12 protein-coding genes are annotated in these 16227 nt (G+C 63.7%); 2 read left to right on the top strand and 10 right to left on the bottom strand.

Going from position 1 to position 16227, the window contains the following annotated elements; translation table 11 throughout:
• Positions 1–93: 93 nt before the first annotated feature.
• From NYE40_RS03680 to NYE40_RS03635, 10 genes are all read right to left on the bottom strand, one after another.
• On the bottom strand, positions 94–2877 hold the full coding sequence (locus tag NYE40_RS03680; RefSeq protein ID WP_153782761.1) for a sensor histidine kinase: 2784 nt from the start codon (positions 2875–2877) through the stop codon (positions 94–96).
• Between the two features lie 21 nt (positions 2878–2898).
• Positions 2899–4200, bottom strand: a complete 1302-nt coding sequence (locus tag NYE40_RS03675; RefSeq protein ID WP_153782760.1) for a response regulator — start codon at positions 4198–4200, stop codon at positions 2899–2901.
• Positions 4201–4426: 226 nt separating this feature from the next.
• Positions 4427–4966, bottom strand: a complete 540-nt coding sequence (locus NYE40_RS03670) for a GNAT family protein (RefSeq protein ID WP_153782759.1) — start codon at positions 4964–4966, stop codon at positions 4427–4429.
• Positions 4967–5185: 219 nt separating this feature from the next.
• On the bottom strand, positions 5186–6589 hold the full coding sequence (locus NYE40_RS03665) for an amidohydrolase family protein (RefSeq protein WP_153782758.1): 1404 nt from the start codon (positions 6587–6589) through the stop codon (positions 5186–5188).
• A 16-nt stretch (positions 6590–6605) separates the two neighbouring features.
• Complete coding sequence (locus tag NYE40_RS03660; RefSeq protein ID WP_228551248.1) at positions 6606–7679, bottom strand: ABC transporter substrate-binding protein; 1074 nt, start codon at positions 7677–7679, stop codon at positions 6606–6608.
• Between the two features lie 18 nt (positions 7680–7697).
• Positions 7698–9035 (bottom strand): amidohydrolase family protein, encoded by a 1338-nt coding sequence (locus NYE40_RS03655; protein WP_153782757.1) that lies wholly within the window; start codon positions 9033–9035, stop codon positions 7698–7700.
• A 58-nt stretch (positions 9036–9093) separates the two neighbouring features.
• Entirely contained in the window at positions 9094–9981 is an 888-nt protein-coding gene (locus NYE40_RS03650; protein ID WP_153782756.1) for an ABC transporter permease, read from the bottom strand.
• Positions 9978–11339 carry an FAD-binding oxidoreductase gene (locus NYE40_RS03645; RefSeq protein ID WP_052333491.1) on the bottom strand — a complete coding sequence of 454 codons (1362 nt, stop codon included), beginning with the start codon at positions 11337–11339 and terminating at the stop codon, positions 9978–9980. The genes NYE40_RS03650 and NYE40_RS03645 overlap by 4 nt, the downstream gene beginning before the upstream one ends.
• Positions 11340–11396: 57 nt before the next feature.
• Positions 11397–12170 carry an ABC transporter ATP-binding protein gene (locus NYE40_RS03640; RefSeq protein WP_028600045.1) on the bottom strand — a complete coding sequence of 258 codons (774 nt, stop codon included), beginning with the start codon at positions 12168–12170 and terminating at the stop codon, positions 11397–11399.
• Positions 12171–12203: 33 nt separating this feature from the next.
• On the bottom strand, positions 12204–13007 hold the full coding sequence (locus NYE40_RS03635) for a creatininase family protein (RefSeq protein ID WP_153782755.1): 804 nt from the start codon (positions 13005–13007) through the stop codon (positions 12204–12206).
• A gap of 301 nt (positions 13008–13308) precedes the next feature.
• Here NYE40_RS03635 and NYE40_RS03630 point away from each other — a divergent pair, with 301 nt between their 5' ends.
• On the top strand, positions 13309–14094 hold the full coding sequence (locus NYE40_RS03630; RefSeq protein ID WP_194843255.1) for a DeoR/GlpR family DNA-binding transcription regulator: 786 nt from the start codon (positions 13309–13311) through the stop codon (positions 14092–14094).
• Positions 14095–14229: 135 nt separating this feature from the next.
• Entirely contained in the window at positions 14230–16074 is a 1845-nt protein-coding gene (locus NYE40_RS03625; protein ID WP_339279302.1) for a family 43 glycosylhydrolase, read from the top strand.
• Positions 16075–16227: the final 153 nt, after the last annotated feature.

The following is a 16227-nucleotide window of genomic DNA, read 5'->3' as shown; positions in this document are numbered from 1 at the left end:
AAGCTAGAGTAGGTTTACGATGGCTTGCCCTTTCATCATAGATCTTCGCGCCGGCAGGCTGTAGGGGGGATCCTTCCGATTTCTATGGTAGAATTAAGCTTCCTCGCCTCCGGTCCAGGGCAGAAGGATTCGGACGGTCGTCCCCTGCATCGGCCCGCTTGCGATCGCCATCGACATCGCCTCTTTGTAATACAGCTTCAATCGCAGGTAGACGTTTTTCAGTCCGATCCCCCGATCTTCCGGAGACCATTCCGACAGTCCGGATGCCCATTCCGTCTCCAGTCGAGCCCGATCCTTTTCGCTCATGCCGATGCCGTTGTCCGACACGGTCAGCTCCAGGCCCGCTTCGAGCCGTTCGGCGCGGATGACGATCCGGCCGCCTTCCTCCCACCCTTCGAATCCATGCTTGATCGAGTTTTCCAGAATCGGCTGGAGAATGAAGCGGAGCACCGGATACGGCCGAGCCTCCGCTTCGATTTCAAAGCTGTAGTCAAAGCTGCCGAAACGGGCCTGCTGGATTTTCAAATAATTGGCCGCGTGGTTCAGCTCGCGGTCCAGAGGCGCCGTATCGGCTCCCTTCGCGATGCTGTAGCGAAGCAGATCCGCGAGCGCATTCACGGTCGAGCTGACCTCGCGGTTGCCGTTCCTCATGCTCTGCATATTGATCATTTCCAGCGTGTTGTAGAGGAAATGCGGATTGATCTGGGCCTGAAGCATATGCAGCTCGGCCTGCGTCTTGAGCGACATCAGCTCGTTCTGTCGGATCTTGTTCTGCGCGTTCTCTTCGGTGATGCGCCTGTTCTGGGCCGTGGTCAGCTCCAGCTGGGCGATCATCCGGTTGTAGCTCGTCACGATGCCGGCAAGCTCTCCCCGCTGCTCCTGGTCCAGCTGACGGGGAATGCCGTCTCCCTCGGCTGCATGCATCGTCTCGCGCAGCCTCTGGATCGGGCGGGTAAGCACATAGGCCATCGCGATCGCCGCTCCGGCCGCGATCACAAACACGAGCATGATGCTGAGCGCATACTGCTGCTGAAACGCCTGGCTTTTGACCAGCGCATCGTTGAACATGAATTCCAGTTCGATCTTCCAGCTCGTCCCGGCAAGCCGGTCTGAATAGCGATAGGTCAGGCCGCTTTTGGACGCTTCCGTCATCGTGCGGTACGCATTGACCCTCTCGCCGTTTGAATCCGCGATGACGAAGGCGACTCGAATCTGATCCGTCTCCACGAGACGGAACAGCGTATCTTTCGGCACCACGAGCAGATAGGCGGCTCGGTTCTGGAATTGAATGTCCAGCCGTTTGACGACGGCGACGGACAGATGATTGAACACATCGCGATATTGGGTCAGCCAGTACGCATCGTCGCGGTTTTCCAGCAGGCGAAAATCCGTTTTGAAATTATCGATGTTGTTGGAAAAAATCGAGGAGTACATGCTCTTCCCGGAATCGTCCAGCAAAACAAAATAAGAGATGTCGTTCAAGCCGGGAAACAGCTTGAGGTCGACCTGATCCTCCGAGACGGCCCGATTGACCTGGTTGTCGATCAAGTAATTTTGAAACTGGCGGCTGCTCCCGATCTGGTTCGTCACATTTTTGGCATAGCGAATCTGGTTGCCGATGCTGGTGACCGACCACTTGCCGAGCTTGTCCGCCGACTGCGAGATCCAGGAGCTGACCTCGCTGTTGATCGTTCGCGAGAACAGGAGTCCGTTCACGACGGCGGGCAGCATGAGCGCTGCGCTGAACATGATCATGAACTGGGTCCGCATGGAAATGCGGCGGAAGCGGTTTCGGACGATCGCCTCCGGAATCGGACGCAGCACCATTTCATTGTTCGCGTTGACCAGCTTGTTTTTCAATCGGCTCGATACGGTTCGGAAAGGACGGAAGATTTGCTTGAGGTAGGCATAGGTGAAGATGGACACGGCCGCTAGCGTCAGGCCGGATACCAGGACGAGCCGGCGCAGCAGATCGGACTGCTTGAGGAAGTCGTCGGTTTTTTCCGAGGTGTATACGATCCGCAGATCAAACGTAGGCAGCGGAAGGACGGTATGCCGGTTTCCATCGGCCCCCTCCTTGTCCGTTCCCTGCGCCTGAACGACCGCGCTGCGGAAGGAGGCTTCATCCGAAGTGGACCAGAGCAGCTGGTCCTTGGCGTTGACGACCGAAAATCGGGCGTCGCCGATGCCATCCGGCATGACCCGGCGGAACAGGTCTTTGTTCAAGACGAATAGCACGAGAATATTCTTGTTTCCCCGGACCATGACGGGCTGGTCGTCCAGATCGTCGATCATTGCTTCGATCGCGGCGCGGTTCTCCTCGCTGAGCAGTCCGCTCGTCTCCCGGTATTTGCTCAAGTACTCGCCTTTGCCATACCGGCTGATCTGATTGTAGTTGCTGATGAAAAAATCATAGATTTTGGCGTAGCTCAAGGCGTCGATGTTCAGATCGGGCATCTCCTTGAACTCGCCCCCGACGGTTTTTCGGTAGCTCAGCTGATTCTGGTTGGAGCCGATGAAATAAATCGACTGGAACAGCTCGGGAGAGATCCGCAGCGAGTCCAGCTTTTCATTCAGAAGCTCCTTTTCCCGGGCGACATATTCCTCGGGCCTCAGCTTCATCAAGTTGCGGAACAAATTGCTGTAATCGGACGTCTGGAGCAGCAGCATCAGGCTGTTCATGTCGCTGAGCTCGTTCAAGGTATTCCGTTGAAACTGCTCCGCCTGCAAGGATTCGGTCTGCTCGCTCATCGCCCGGCTGACGGAGCCGGCATATCTGTAGCCGATGTACATCAGCACGACCTGCGTCGCAAGCGCCATCAGCAGCGTCAACAACACGATTCGTCCAAGCGTCAAGCCGGACTTCCCGTCTCTCATCCCCCTTGCCCCTCCCACCGGTCAGCCGTTATGCTGCAGCCGGCTGCGATATTCGCTCGGCGTCTTTCCGGTATTCCGCTTGAACAGCTCGGAAAAATAAGCCGGATCGTTATAGCCGACAAGCTCGACGATCTCGTAGATCTTATAGCTGTTGTCCATCATCAGCTGCTTGGCCTTGTCCATGCGGATCGAGGTCAAATATTTCAGGAACGTTTCGTTCCGCTGCTTGAACAAGGACGAGAGATGGCCGACGGAGACATAGACGTGATCGGCGACTTCCTTGAGCGTCAAGCTGCGGTTGTAATGCTCCATGATATAGCGCTTTGCTTCCAGCAGCAGGCTGCTGTCTCCTTCCGATTCCGTCGAAGGAGCATCGGCACGCTCATGCGAGGCCTCTCGGTTCGGCAGCCATTTCCCGGCGTTGCCGATATAGGCTCCGGGCGACGCAAAGGTCTCAAGCGCGCGCCTCGCCTCCGCGATCGATTCATCCAGCCGCAGCGGGTCGGACGTGCGGGGACCATGCGCCAGCGAGAAGGTGGATCGGAACAGGCCCATATATCGCTGCAACTGCTCCGGCAGCCCCATGAGCTCCTGCTCCCGGTCTCCTTTTGCAAGAAGAGCGACATTCCCCGTAGACGGCTCCAGCCAGTGGTACCCGCAGCCCTGCGAATCCCAGATATCGTCGAGAATATTGTCCAGCGCGAACGAAAGGAGCTTGCGATCTTTGTCGGAGACGGACGCGTCCGGACGCGCGAAACGATCCATTCGAAGCAGCGCGGCGGAGAAGTCGTCTCCATCCAGCAGAACCTCGCCCTCCGCCCCGTCCTGCTCCAGCAGGTCGCGGTCGACTCTCCCTTCGAACAGCCGCTGCAAAAAGCTTTTCCGCAGCACCTTGGACAGCTGTCCCGCCTTGCGCTTCAACACTTCCACGCGCCATTCATGCTGCTTCTGCTCGTCCAGGCGTCCGACGAGGCGAGCGAAAGCGCGCCTCATGTCGTCGAACACGACCGGCTTGAGCAAATAATCCGAAGCCCCGTTGCGAATAGCCTCCTGGGCATAGTCAAAATCGTTGTAGCCCGATAAAATGATGACCTTTATAAAAGGATATTGATATGACAGCGCTTGCATCAAAGCCAATCCGTCTAGGAACGGCATGCGGATATCGGTCAGCACGATATCGACCGGCTTCTCGGCGATCGCCTGCAGCGCCTCCAGCCCATGCGCGCAGACGCCGGCCGGCTCGATGCCCAGCCGCTCCCAGTCCCAGCCTGCCAGTCCTTCCCGGATCTCCTTCTCGTCATCCACAATCAGCAGTCGATACATGGGTTCACCTCTTGGCCCGGAGTTTGGCAGTAATTATACCTCAATCGAATGGCCTCATGTAGAAGGAGATCCTTCCTTTCTGCACGCCGAGTGTGCAAAATCGCGCCATCTGGTCGAGCGGACGGCAAAAAGCCGCGATCCGTCTCCGGAGAAACGGACCGCGGCTTGCCTTGATCGTTCTTGCTTGAAAGCATGCGCGCTTCGGCACGGGCCGACAATGATGCCGTCAGCGATCGGCGGGATTGAGGATCGCCATCACCTGATGATCCTCCCAGACGCCGTTGATCTTGACGTTTTGGCGGGCGATGCCTTCCTTGTGGAAGCCGGCCTTCTCCATCGTGCGGATGGAGCCCGGATTGCGCGGCGAGGCCTCGCCGGTGACGCGGTGGAAGCGCAGCTCCTCGAAGGCGTAGCGGACGACCTGCTTCAGCGCCTCCGTCATGTAGCCCTTGCCGTTATGCGCCTGGTCGAGGTTGAAGCCGACCATGCAGCTCTGGAGCAGGCCGCGCGCCACGAACGACAAGCCGATGCTGCCGATGACCGACTCGTCCGCCCGCAGGCAGATGACGAACGAATAGCGCGTGTCGTTCTCGTGCTGGGCTTTGGAGGTGCGGATCGACTCGAGCTGATGCTCCTCCGTATAGAATTCATCGCCCGGCGCGGGCGAGAACTGCTCGAAAAAGGCGCGGTTCCGGCGATACAGATCGGCCAGCTGCGCGGCATCGGATTCCTCTGGATAGCGGATGAATACGTTTGATTCCGACATGTTCATTCTCCTTCGAACGATTGGATTAACCGCATAGAGGATAAGCCTGATGTAGGATCATCCTCATGAAGGGTTAACCGCATTATAGCATCGATCTCAGGTCCAAGCCCGCTCAGCCGCGCCTTTTGCGCATCGCCATGCCGATGCCCGCCGCGATCCACAGGAAATAAGCAGCAAAAAGCCCATGCGGCCTGCCGCATGGGCTTGCTCTTCGCCCGCCTACCTCTCCGTCCCGGAGAGGATCGGCCGTTCCTTCGCCGCTCCCTGGCCGCCGTCGGCGGCCGCAGGAGGCCCGGCTGCCCGGCCGCCGGGCAGCAGCCTCGTGACCGCCGGGACCGTCTCGGCGACGAGCCTGCCTTCGCGGAACACATGCCGCGGCGCCGGGCGCAGCCGGATCAGCTCGCTCTCGTCCAGCGCGTCGAAGAGCAGGAACGACGCCGGATCGCCGACGCGCAAGCCGGCCGCTCCGTCCGCCGGCTTGCCGAGCCCCATGGCCGCCCGCGCGCCCGAGGCGATCATGCCGATCAGCGCGCGCAGCTCCGAGCGGCCGCTCATATGGGCCAGATGCGCCGCCATATGGGCCGCGTCGAGCGGATTGCCCGTGCCGAGCGGGTAGAACGGGCTGCGGATGTCGTCGTGGGCGAGCGCGACGTTCACCCCCGTTTCATGGAATTCCTTGATGCGGGTGAGCCCCCTTCCTTTCGGATAGCCGTCGCTGCGCCCTTGGGTCACGCTGTTGATGAGCGGACAGGCGACGATCGACAGGCCCGACTGCCGGACGAGCGGCAGCAGCTTTTGAAAATACGGCTCGTTGTAATAGGCCGCCGCGTTGGCATGCGCCGCCGCGACCCGCCCGCTCCCGCCCAGGCCGGTCGCCAAGGCGAGCGAGGCCGCGACCTCGAGGAAGCGGGACTGCCCGTCGTCCGTCTCGTCGCAGAACAGATGCACCTGCGCGCCGCTCCGCTCGGCCAGCGCGAACGCCGCGCGCAGCGAGGCGACGCCTTCCTCGCGCGTGCGCTCCAGATGCGGCACCGCCGATACGCCGTCGGCTCCGAGGCGGAGCGCCTCCCGCATCCGCTCCAGGTTGGACGGACACGACTCGATCCCGTCCTGGGGAAAGGCGATCGCCTGCAGGCGGATCCGGTCCCGCCACCGCTCCTTGAGCTCAAGCACAGCCCGCAGGGCGGTCAGCTGCGGATCGCCGATGTCGACCATCGTCCGCAGCTCCAGCACGCCGTAGCCGAGGTACAGCTCCAGCGTCCGCTCGGCCCGCTCCAGCACATCCTCGCGGGTGAGGGCGGCTCGGCGCGAGCTCCAGATGCCGATCCCCTCCGCCAGCGTGCCGCTCTCGTTCCAAGCCGGCATGCCGGCGGTGAGCGCGGTATCCAGATGGACATGAGCTTCCGCGAACGGCAGCAGCAGCAGCAGTCCGCCGGCTTCGAAGCGCCGCTTCGCCGGCGCCAGCCGAAGCGCGCTCCCCTCCGGCAGCGGCTGCCCGGCCGCTGCCGGCTCTGCGGCAAGCGCTCCGACCGCCGCGATGCGGCCGTCGACAATGCCGATATCGACGGCGCCGCCGCCGGGCAGGCGGGCATTCGTCAGGAGCAGGTCATAGGGTATGGTCATTGAACCGCCTCCATCGTCATGGGCTCGGCAGGAACTCGTTCGTGAACACGCCGTCGATCGGCTCGGCTTCCGTCAGCAGGCCGATCTCGACGAGCTGCCGCTGCAGCCCCTCCCAGATGTCCTTGCTCATGTAGCCGACTCCGTTCGTCTCGGCATCGCCGCCGTAGACGAGCGGCTCCAGCGCCTTCGTGCCGAAGGCCATCGCTTCGAGCTTCAGATCCGGATTGCTCTTCTGCATGACGAGATTGATCTCCTCGGCGTTGTCGCGGTAATAGTTCCAGCCCTTCACGGATGCCTCGACGTACGCCTTGACCCGGTCCGGATGCTTCTTGAGGTAGTCCTCCGTCGTGTAGAGGACGTTGCCGTACTGCTTGTAGCCGAGGTCGTAGTTGAGGAAAGAGTCGACCGCGACGCCTTGCTGCTCCATCGTATAGGGCTCGGAGGTGACGTACATCTGGGTGGCCGAATCCGGATCGTCGACGAAGTTCGCGAGCGAGCCGGTATACTTCATCTCCTCGACGCCGTCGAGCTTGTAGGCCCGCTTCAGGTATTCCCAGAACGCCACGCCGCTGCCCACATAGACCTTATGGCCGTTCAGCTCGGACACGTCCTTGTACTTGCCTTTGTGGTACATGATGCCCTGCGGGTTTTTCTGGAACGTGGCGGCGATCGCGACGAGCGGGATTCCGTTCTGGCGCGCCAGCAGAATCTCGTCCGCCTGCCCCATGCCGAACTCCGCCTTGCCGGAGGCGACGATCTGCGTCGACGAGATGCCCGGGCCGCCGGACTGGATCGTCATGTCGAGGCCCGCTTCCTTGTAAAAGTCCTTGGCGAGCGCCGCGTACTGCCCGCCATGCTCCGGCTGGGCGAACCAGTTCGTCACCTGCGTCACCTTGGCGAGCTCGGCCGGCGGCGCGGACGCCTCCGGCGCAGCCGTCGCCGAGCCGGACGGCGACGGAGCCGCCCCGTTCGAGCTTCCGCCTTCATTGCCGCCGTTCGACCCGCATGCGGACAACGCCATGGCCGCCGCCAGCGCCGCCATCCCTGCCGCTTTCCTCATCGCCTTGCTTGCCGTCTTCCGATTGTCCATGTTCTTTTCCTCCCCGATCTATAGGTTCTTTCCGACAATCGCTTCCGCTCCGGCCGACAGCTCCTCGCGCCGCAGCACCGAGGCGCTGATCCAGCCGCCGCGGCGGCAAACCCAGCGCGATGACGGCAGCTCCTGCAGCAGCTCCTCGCCGGAGGCGGCGCCCAGCACGACGAACGATGCCGCGCAGCCCGGCGCGACGCCGTAATTCCGGACGCCCGCCAGCGCGGCCGGAGCCTCGGTCAGCATCCGCAGCACCGTCCGCACATGCTCCTCTCCGGCCAGATGCGCGGCATACGCGCCGATAAGGCCGATCTGCAGCAGGTCGCCTTTGCCGAACGGATGGAACGGATCCTGAATGTTGTCGGAGGCGGCGGCGACCGTGACGCCTGCCTCCAGCAGCTCCTTGACGCGGGTGAGGCCGCGCCGCACGTTGCCCCGGTCGCCCCGTCCCTGCAAATACAGATTGACCGCGGGCAGCGTCACGGCGCCGACGCCGGCCTCCCGCATGCCGGCGATCAGGCGCTCCGCGTCCTCCTGCGGCATCGCCGACAGCGAGCACAGATGGCCCGCCGTCGCCCGGCCGCCGTAGCCATGCCGCCGGACGGCGTCGCAGAACAGCCCGATCGTCCTCATCTGCGGGTCGTCGGTCTCGTCGAGATGCAGGTCGACGGGCCGGTCCGCTCCCGCCGCAAGCGCCAGCGCCCACTCGATGCCAGCGCCCGGATCGTCTGTCAGATGGGGGGCTCCGCCGATTCCGTCGACCCCCATGCGCAGCGTTTCCCCGGCGAACTCGCTCAGCTCCTCATGCCGCCGATGCTCATACGCGAACATCGGAAACAGCTGGAGGTCGACGATGTCCCGCAGCGACTCCCTCGCCTCGAGCGCCGCCTCGACTGAGCGCATCGCCACGTCGCGGCCCAGATGCAGCGGCACGTCGAGATGGGTGCGCAGCAGCAGGCTGCCGTAGGACGCCGCCGTCCGCGCGCCGCGCATGATGCGCTCGCGGAGCTCCTCCTTGGAAAACCCGGCGACATGGGCGCGATAGTTGTCGATCGCCTCCCGCAGCGTGCCGGAGCGGTTGCGGACGGACGGCAGCGAGTACGCCTTGTCCAGATGCAGATGGACGTCGACGAACGCCGGCAGCAGCGTCCGCCCCTGCAGATCGACCGTCGCCGCTCCCCGCAGCTCGCCGAGCCCCGCCTGGCCGATCGGCAGCGCCTCCGGCGCCGCCAGCCATCCTTCCTCCTGCCGCTCGACGCTCCTCCAGGCTCCGTCCTCGAGGACGAGACGGTGCAGGCGGCCTTCCTCCTTCAGCGGCAGCCGTGCGTTGACAAGCTCGATCCTGCCTTGCTCCATCGGCTCTCCTCCTCTCCTCGCAGCGGCCTGCGGCGGCCGCCGCGGCTCTCCCTGCGCTTCAACCTTCCGACGAGTTCAGCTCGGACTCGTGCCAGGAGCTGAGCAGCCATTTGGACAGCCGGCTGACGAGCAGGAAAAAGGCGATGCCGAGCAGCGAGGCGGCAAGCCCGCAGGCGAACAGATACGCGGTCTGCAGGCGCGCGGCGGCGACGGTGATCGCATAGCCGAGGCCGCCCTTGCCGCCGCCGATGCCCGCGATGTACTCGCCGACGATCGCCCCGATGACGGCGAGCGTGCATGATATTTTCAGCCCGGCCACGATGAACGGCAGCGCGGCGGGCAGGCGGAGGCGGAACATCGTCTGCAGCGGGGAGGCGTTGTACAGATGGAACAGGTTCTTCATGTTGTGGTCCGTGGAGTTGAGGCCGATCAGCGTGTTGGAGAGCATCGGGAAAAAGCCGATCAGGAAGGCGATGATGACGATGGCGTTCATGCCGGCGCCGAACCAGATGACGATGATCGGCGCGATCGCGACGATCGGGATCGTCTGCATGACGATGGCATACGGGTAGATGCTCCGCTCCACGAGCTTGGAGCTGGCGAGCGCGATCGCCAGGCCGACGCCGAGCAGCACGCTGAGCAGGAAGCCGAGCACCGCCTCCGACATCGTCGTGTAGACGGATACCCACAGGTTCGAGGCGTTGGCCGACGCGGCGGCGACGATGTCGGACGGCTTGGGCAGCAGGTACGGCTTCATGCCAGCCAGCCGGCAGAACAGCTCCCAGCCTCCGATGACGACGAGGAACGCGACGGCCGGCGGCAGCGCCGAGCGCAGCCTGGCGGCGAGCCGGGACGTCCGCCCCGCTCCGGGAGCGGCGGCCGCTCCGTTCGGGGAAGCGCTCCGCAGCGGCAAGGCGATGCTTTCGGCAGCGATCTCCTCTCTCATCGTCCATCCCCCCTTGCCGATCCGGCGACCGGCAGCTGCAGCTTGCCGGGATTGAGCAGCCCCTTCGGATCGTTGGCCCGCTTGGCGGCGAGCATCGCCTCGAGACGGCCGCGGCCGCCGGATTCCAGCTTGTACGTATGCGGATCGTTGATGCCGACGCCGATCGACTCGCAGAAGGCGATGATCTCGTACAGCCGCTCCTCGGTCGTATAGCGCACGATCGGCAGCGCCGACGGCATGACCGTGCCGCCGGAGCGGACGAACTCCAGATGGAGCAGCAGCTCGTCGCCGAAGCGCGACTTCAGCTCGGAGATCTGCTCCATGAACCGGATCGGATCGAACCCGGCCTGCAGGTAGGTGAGCGTCGGATCGGCGTTCAGCGCCCAGAGCGTCGTATGGTTCCAGGTGAAGTCGGACAAGCCGATGCCCTGGCGATAGCGGTCCGCGGGCACGGCGTAGCCGATCCGGCCGCCCTCGGCCTCGGCGAGCGCGGCCAGCGCCGCCTCATTGCCCTCCTCGACCTCCAGCAGGCAGGCGGCCGCTCCGCTTTCCAGCTTTTTGACGAGCGGCTTGAAAAAGGACGGGATCGGCCACTCGACCGGCGCGACGAGCCGCTTGCGGATCGAGTCCGTCAGGCTGAGCGCATAGCAGAAGCGGCAGGCGGCCTCGAACTCGTCGAACTGCGCGACCGCCTGGCTCCACTCCGTGCGCTCCGCGATCGGCAGCGTCAGCTCGGTCAGGACGCCGTTCGTGCCGTAGTTGTGGATGTACGCCTGCAGCTCCGCTCCTTTGACGACGAGCCGCCGCGGCGACTCCTCCATCGTCCAGACGACCGCCTCCAGCACGTTGCCGTCCCACAGATTGCCGTAGGTGATGGAGCCGATGCCGCCGGAGCCGCCGCAGACGAAGCCGCCGACCGTCGCCTTCATGAACGTGCTCGGATAGATGCGCAGCTCCTTGCCCTGCTCGCGCAGCCGTTTCTCGAGCGCGCCGAGCCGCACGCCGGCCTGGACGCGGACGAACGCGTCCGTCGCCTCCAGCACCGCGTCGAGGCGGCTGAGATCGAGCACGAGGCCGCCGTCCAGCGGGACGGCCTGGCCGTAGTTGCCCGTGCCCGCGCCGCGCGTCGTCACGGGAATGTCATGGCGATAAGCGTAGGCCAGCACTTCGGCGACCTCCCGCTCGGCCTCCGGCTGCACGATGCCGTCGGCTCTTTTGCCGCGCAGCAGCGGCTCCAGCACGGGCGAATACCAGTAGTAGTCCTTGGACAGCTTCTCGCGCTGCTCCTCTCCGAGCAGCAGCCGCTCCTCTCCGACGATGCCGGCCAGGCCGGCCGACCATTCAGGCTTGACGGTCATGGACAAGTCTCCCTTCCAATCTATGGATTCGTTGCGCCAGGGCAGGACGGCTCGCGGTCAATGCTTCAGCGCTTCCGAGACGGAGCGGACAAGCTCGCCGAAGCGCGGGGTCGTGCGGAACGAGGCGTCGCGGGGAAAAGGCACGGGGACGTCGATCGTCGCGGCCACCTTGCCGGGGCGCGGCGTCATGACGACGACGCGGGTCGAGAGGAACACCGCCTCGAACACGTTATGCGTCACGAACAGCACGGTCATCTCCTTGTTGCGGCTCCAGATGTCCAGCAGCTCGAGCTGCAGCGTCTGCCTCGTGATCTCGTCGAGCGCGCCGAACGGCTCATCCATCAGCAGCAGCTTCGGCTTCGAGACGAGCGCGCGGGCGATCGACACGCGCATCTTCATCCCGCCGGACAGCTGCCTCGGCATCGCCTTGACGTAGTCCTTGAGGCCGACCAGCTCCAGCGCCTGCTCCGCCTCCTCCCGCCGCTGCTTGCGGGACATGCCGCGCAGCGCGAGCGGCAGCGACACGTTGTCGACGACCGAGCTCCACGGGAGCAGCGTATGGTCCTGGAACACAAAGGCGGTGTCGCTCTGCTTGCGCGCCTGCTGCGGACTCGTCCCCATCACCTCGAGCGTGCCGCCGGTCGCGCCGGACAGCCCGGTAATCAGCTTGAACACGGTCGACTTGCCGCAGCCCGACGGGCCGACGAAGCAGAGGAACTCGCCTTCGCGGACGGACAGATCGACCTCCTGCAAAGCCGTCGTGCCGTTCGGATACACCTTGGACACCGAATCCATCCGAACCCATTCTTTCGTAGACGCCATCGCTTCCATGCCTATCGCCTCCTTGTTGCGGATGCCCGAGCCTCAGGCTCGGAGAGACTCCATCTCGAACGCCGCGATCGTCGTCAGCGCCTCCGCCAGCCGCGGCCCGGCCAGCTCCAGCATCGCCGCGCCGCGCTCCGCGGTCGCCGCGGTGGCGTCGCCGGCGGCGCCGCTCGCCGAGATGTCGTCCATCACCCAGGCGAACGACTTGGCGCGGAAGGAAAAGTAGGGCAGCTGCGGGAAGCGCGGCATTTCCCGCGGCGCCAGCTCCGGATGGACCCAGTCCGGGCACACCGCCAGGACGAGCGACGTCTCCACGTCGCCGGCATGGATGCCCGCCGCCTTTTCCTCGTCGCTCGTGAACGAATCGCTGTACCCGACCGCGCCCGGGTCGAGCCGGAACACCGCCAGCCCCGTCGCGATGCGGATCTCCCGCGCCATCATGCCGAGCAGGTCGGCGTTGCCGCCATGCGTGTTGAACAACAGCAGCTTGCGGAACCCGGCGCGCGCCAGCGATTCCGCGATGTCCTGCAGCACAAGCATCAGCGTCTGCGCGGACAGCGTGATCGTGCCCGGATGTCCTTTATGCTCGGTGCTCTTGCCGTAGGCGAGCGACGGCAGCAGCCAGATCGGCGCCTCGTCCGGCAGATGCTCGAACGCCGCCGCCATCATCGCCTCTCCGATCAGCGTGTCGGTGAACACCGGCATGTGAGGGCCGTGCTGCTCGACGGCGCCGACCGGCAGCACGACGAGCGCGTCCTCCTTGGGCAGCGCCGCGATTTCACGGCTCGTCAGCCGCGGCAGGAAATGCCGCTCGTACGCCTTGCCTTCATAACGGAATGCCATCTCTCCCGCTCCTTTTATGTCATATAGTCTGACATATATCTGTTTTTTTCGGCTTGAATGCCGTTTATCCGGCCTGGATGAAGGCCGTTCCCCCTTCCCTTCTTTTCGATCATGTGTGGTTTCCTGACATCTATATCTCCCTTATATCACAGAGAAACATGCTTTGGCTAGCTCTTTTTCACATTTTCGAACATCCATTATGTTCATTTTCGTGCTGACAACCGCTTGCACTCACGCTATAATGCAAACAGAACGCAAGAGTCGAACGCAGGGCTGCTGCGGAAAAAGGAGGATATCGATCATGCTCATGGGAACGAGACAGCATGAAATCATGAAGCTGCTCGAGCTCAGGCAGCAGGCGACGATCGCGGAGCTGGCGGAGGCGTTCCAGGTCTCGCAGATGACGATCCGCAGGGATCTGGAGCAGCTGCAGGCGGAGGGCAAGATCCAGCGCTCGCATGGAGGAGCGGTCAAGGTGCAGCGCTTCATGGGCGCCGGCTACGACCAGCGGGCGAGCGAGAACCGCTCCGAGAAGCTGGCGATCGCCCGGGCGGCGGCGAGGCATGTCGAGGACGGGATGAGCATCATTCTGGATGCGGGGACGACGATCGCGGCGATGGTCGGCGAGCTGGAGCGGTTCAAGGGGCTGAAGATCATCACCCGCGACCTGCATACGGCGCTGCTGCTGTCCGACGAGAAGCGCTTCGGCAGCTTCGACGTGTACTGCACGGGCGGCAGGATCAGCAAGTGGGCGTACAGCCTCGACGGCATCTACGCCGAGAAGATGCTCGGCTCGGTCACCGTCGACGCGGCGTTCCTCACCTGCGAGGCCGTGTCGCATGCCAAGGGCGCGATGGCCTGGTCGCCGGTGCTCGTCGGCCCGCGCGAGGCGGCGATGAACGCCGCCGCCAAGAGCTATCTGCTCGCGGACGCCGACAAGTTCAGCTACAGCTCGCTCGCCATCTTCGCCCCGGCGGACGGCTTCGACGAGATCATCACCGACGACCGGCTCGACGAGGCGGAGGCGGACGCCTATCGGGCCGCCGGCATCGCGCTTCATGTGGCGAAGGCGGAGCAGCCGGTCTAAGGCGCGCATCGGGGCAAGAGCAATTTTGTGCTATTCCCCGACTTTTTTTGTTGTGGGAAACGACGAGGACATTCCCCTATGATAGGGAGAAAAGGGCGTTCCTTACGTTCATTTCCGCAAGGGGGAGAGTTCTCGTTGTCCATTCATGGCAATCGTTATTTCGGCTATCTGATGGCCCATTTCATCGGGGAACAGCCCGACGGAGAGCAAGTCTACTTTTCCTATAGCGAGGACGGGCTCCATTGGAAAGACCTGAACGCCGGCCTGCCGGCGCTCCGCTCCGAGCTCGGGGAGAAGGGCGTGCGCGATCCGTTCCTCGTCCGCGACCCGCAGGAGAACAAGTTCTATCTGATCGCCACCGATCTCCGCATCGCAAACGGCAAAGGCTGGGAAGCCGCCGTCGAGGCGGGCAGCCGCGACATCATCGTCTGGGAGTCGGCCGATCTGGTGAGCTGGTCCGACCCGCGCGCGATCACCGTCGGCGTCGACGGCGCAGGCTGCGTCTGGGCGCCGGAAGCTATCTATGACGAAGAAAGCAGGGACTTTCTCGTCTACTGGGCGTCCGCCACGCAGCTGCCGCATGAACAAGAGCGCAAGCAGAAAATATACAGCTCCCGCACGAAGGACTTCCGCAGCTTCGCCCCGGCCGAGCTGTATATCGAACGGGACAACCATGTCATCGACACGACGATGATCGCCCATGGCGGCGCCTACTATCGCTATTCCAAGGACGAGACGACCAAGACGATCCTCGTCGAAAAGGGCTCCTCTCTGCACAAGGATGCGTTCGTCCCCGTGCAGGCGCCGGCGCTCGAGCAGCTGTACGGCGTGGAAGGGCCGCAGATCTATAAGCGGAGCGGCCGCGAGGAATGGTGCCTCATCGTCGACCGCTTCGCCGAAGGAAAAGGCTATCTGCCGCTGCTGACGAGCGATCTGGACAGCGGCGAATTCCGCGTGCTGGCGGACGAGGAGTTCGATCTGGGCCGGTCCAAAAAGCGCCATGGCGGCGTCCTGCCGATCACCGCCGAGGAATGCGGCCGCCTGCTGGCGGCATACGGCGACGGCCATCAGGCGCTGCCCGGACAATTCGCCGATCCCGATCTGGCGAAGTTCGGCGACCGGTATTATCTCTACCCGACGACCGACGGCTTCACCGGCTGGTCGGGCGGCAGCTTCAGCGTATTCTCCTCGTCCGACTTGCGGGAATGGAAGGACGAGGGCGTCATTCTGGATCTGGCTGCCGGCGATGTCCCTTGGGCCGTCGGCAGCGCGTGGGCTCCGGCCATCGCCAGCAAGGACGGGAAGTATTTCTTCTATTTCTGCGGCAAGACGCCAAGCGGCGTCAGCGCCATCGGCGTGGCGACGGCGCCGTCGCCGACGGGACCTTTCCGCGCCGAGCCGGAGCCGCTGCTGACGATGGATCAGATGGAGCGGCTCGGCATCGCCATGGGGCAGACGATCGACCCGTCCGTCTATGTCGAGGAGGACGGCACGGCCTACCTGCTGTTCGGCAACGGCCATGGCGCGATCGTGCAGCTCACGGACGATCGGGTCGGCGTCGTCGAGGAGACGATGGCGAACATCGACGGCCTGCACGAATTCCGCGAGGCGGTCGCCGTCCTGAAGCGCGGCGGACTGTATCATTTCACCTGGTCCTGCGACGACACCGGCAGCGAGGATTACCGGGTCCACTACGGCACGTCGGAGCGGCTTTACGGGCCGATCGCCTACCGCGGCACGATTCTGGAGAAAAACAACGAGCTGGACATGCTCGGCACCGGCCATCATTCGATCCTGCACGAGCCCGACGCCGACCGCTATTGGATCGCCTATCACCGCTTCGTCACGCCGCTCACGCGGTTCCCGGACGGAAAAGGCTACCATCGCGAGACCTGCATAAGCCCGCTCCGCTTCGGCGCGGACGGCCTGATGGAGCCGGTGCGGCTCGAGCTCGGGCTGGAGCTGATCGAGAAGAGCTGAAAGCTAAAGCCCCTCAACCGAATAGATGCGTGTTAAACCGAAAAAGGAGCCGGCCCTGGCAGGGCCGCTCCTTTTTCGGTTGCTTGTCGTTCAGAGAGATCGCTGCGCCCACTCTTTTATCGGCAATGCCACCTCAAGAGCATCCGTGTTCGA

It is taken from the genome of Paenibacillus sp. FSL W8-1187 (assembly GCF_037965485.1).
GTDB classification, from domain to species: Bacteria; Bacillota; Bacilli; order Paenibacillales; family Paenibacillaceae; genus Paenibacillus_O; species Paenibacillus_O pasadenensis.
This window is presented reverse-complemented; position numbering and strand designations above follow the sequence as displayed.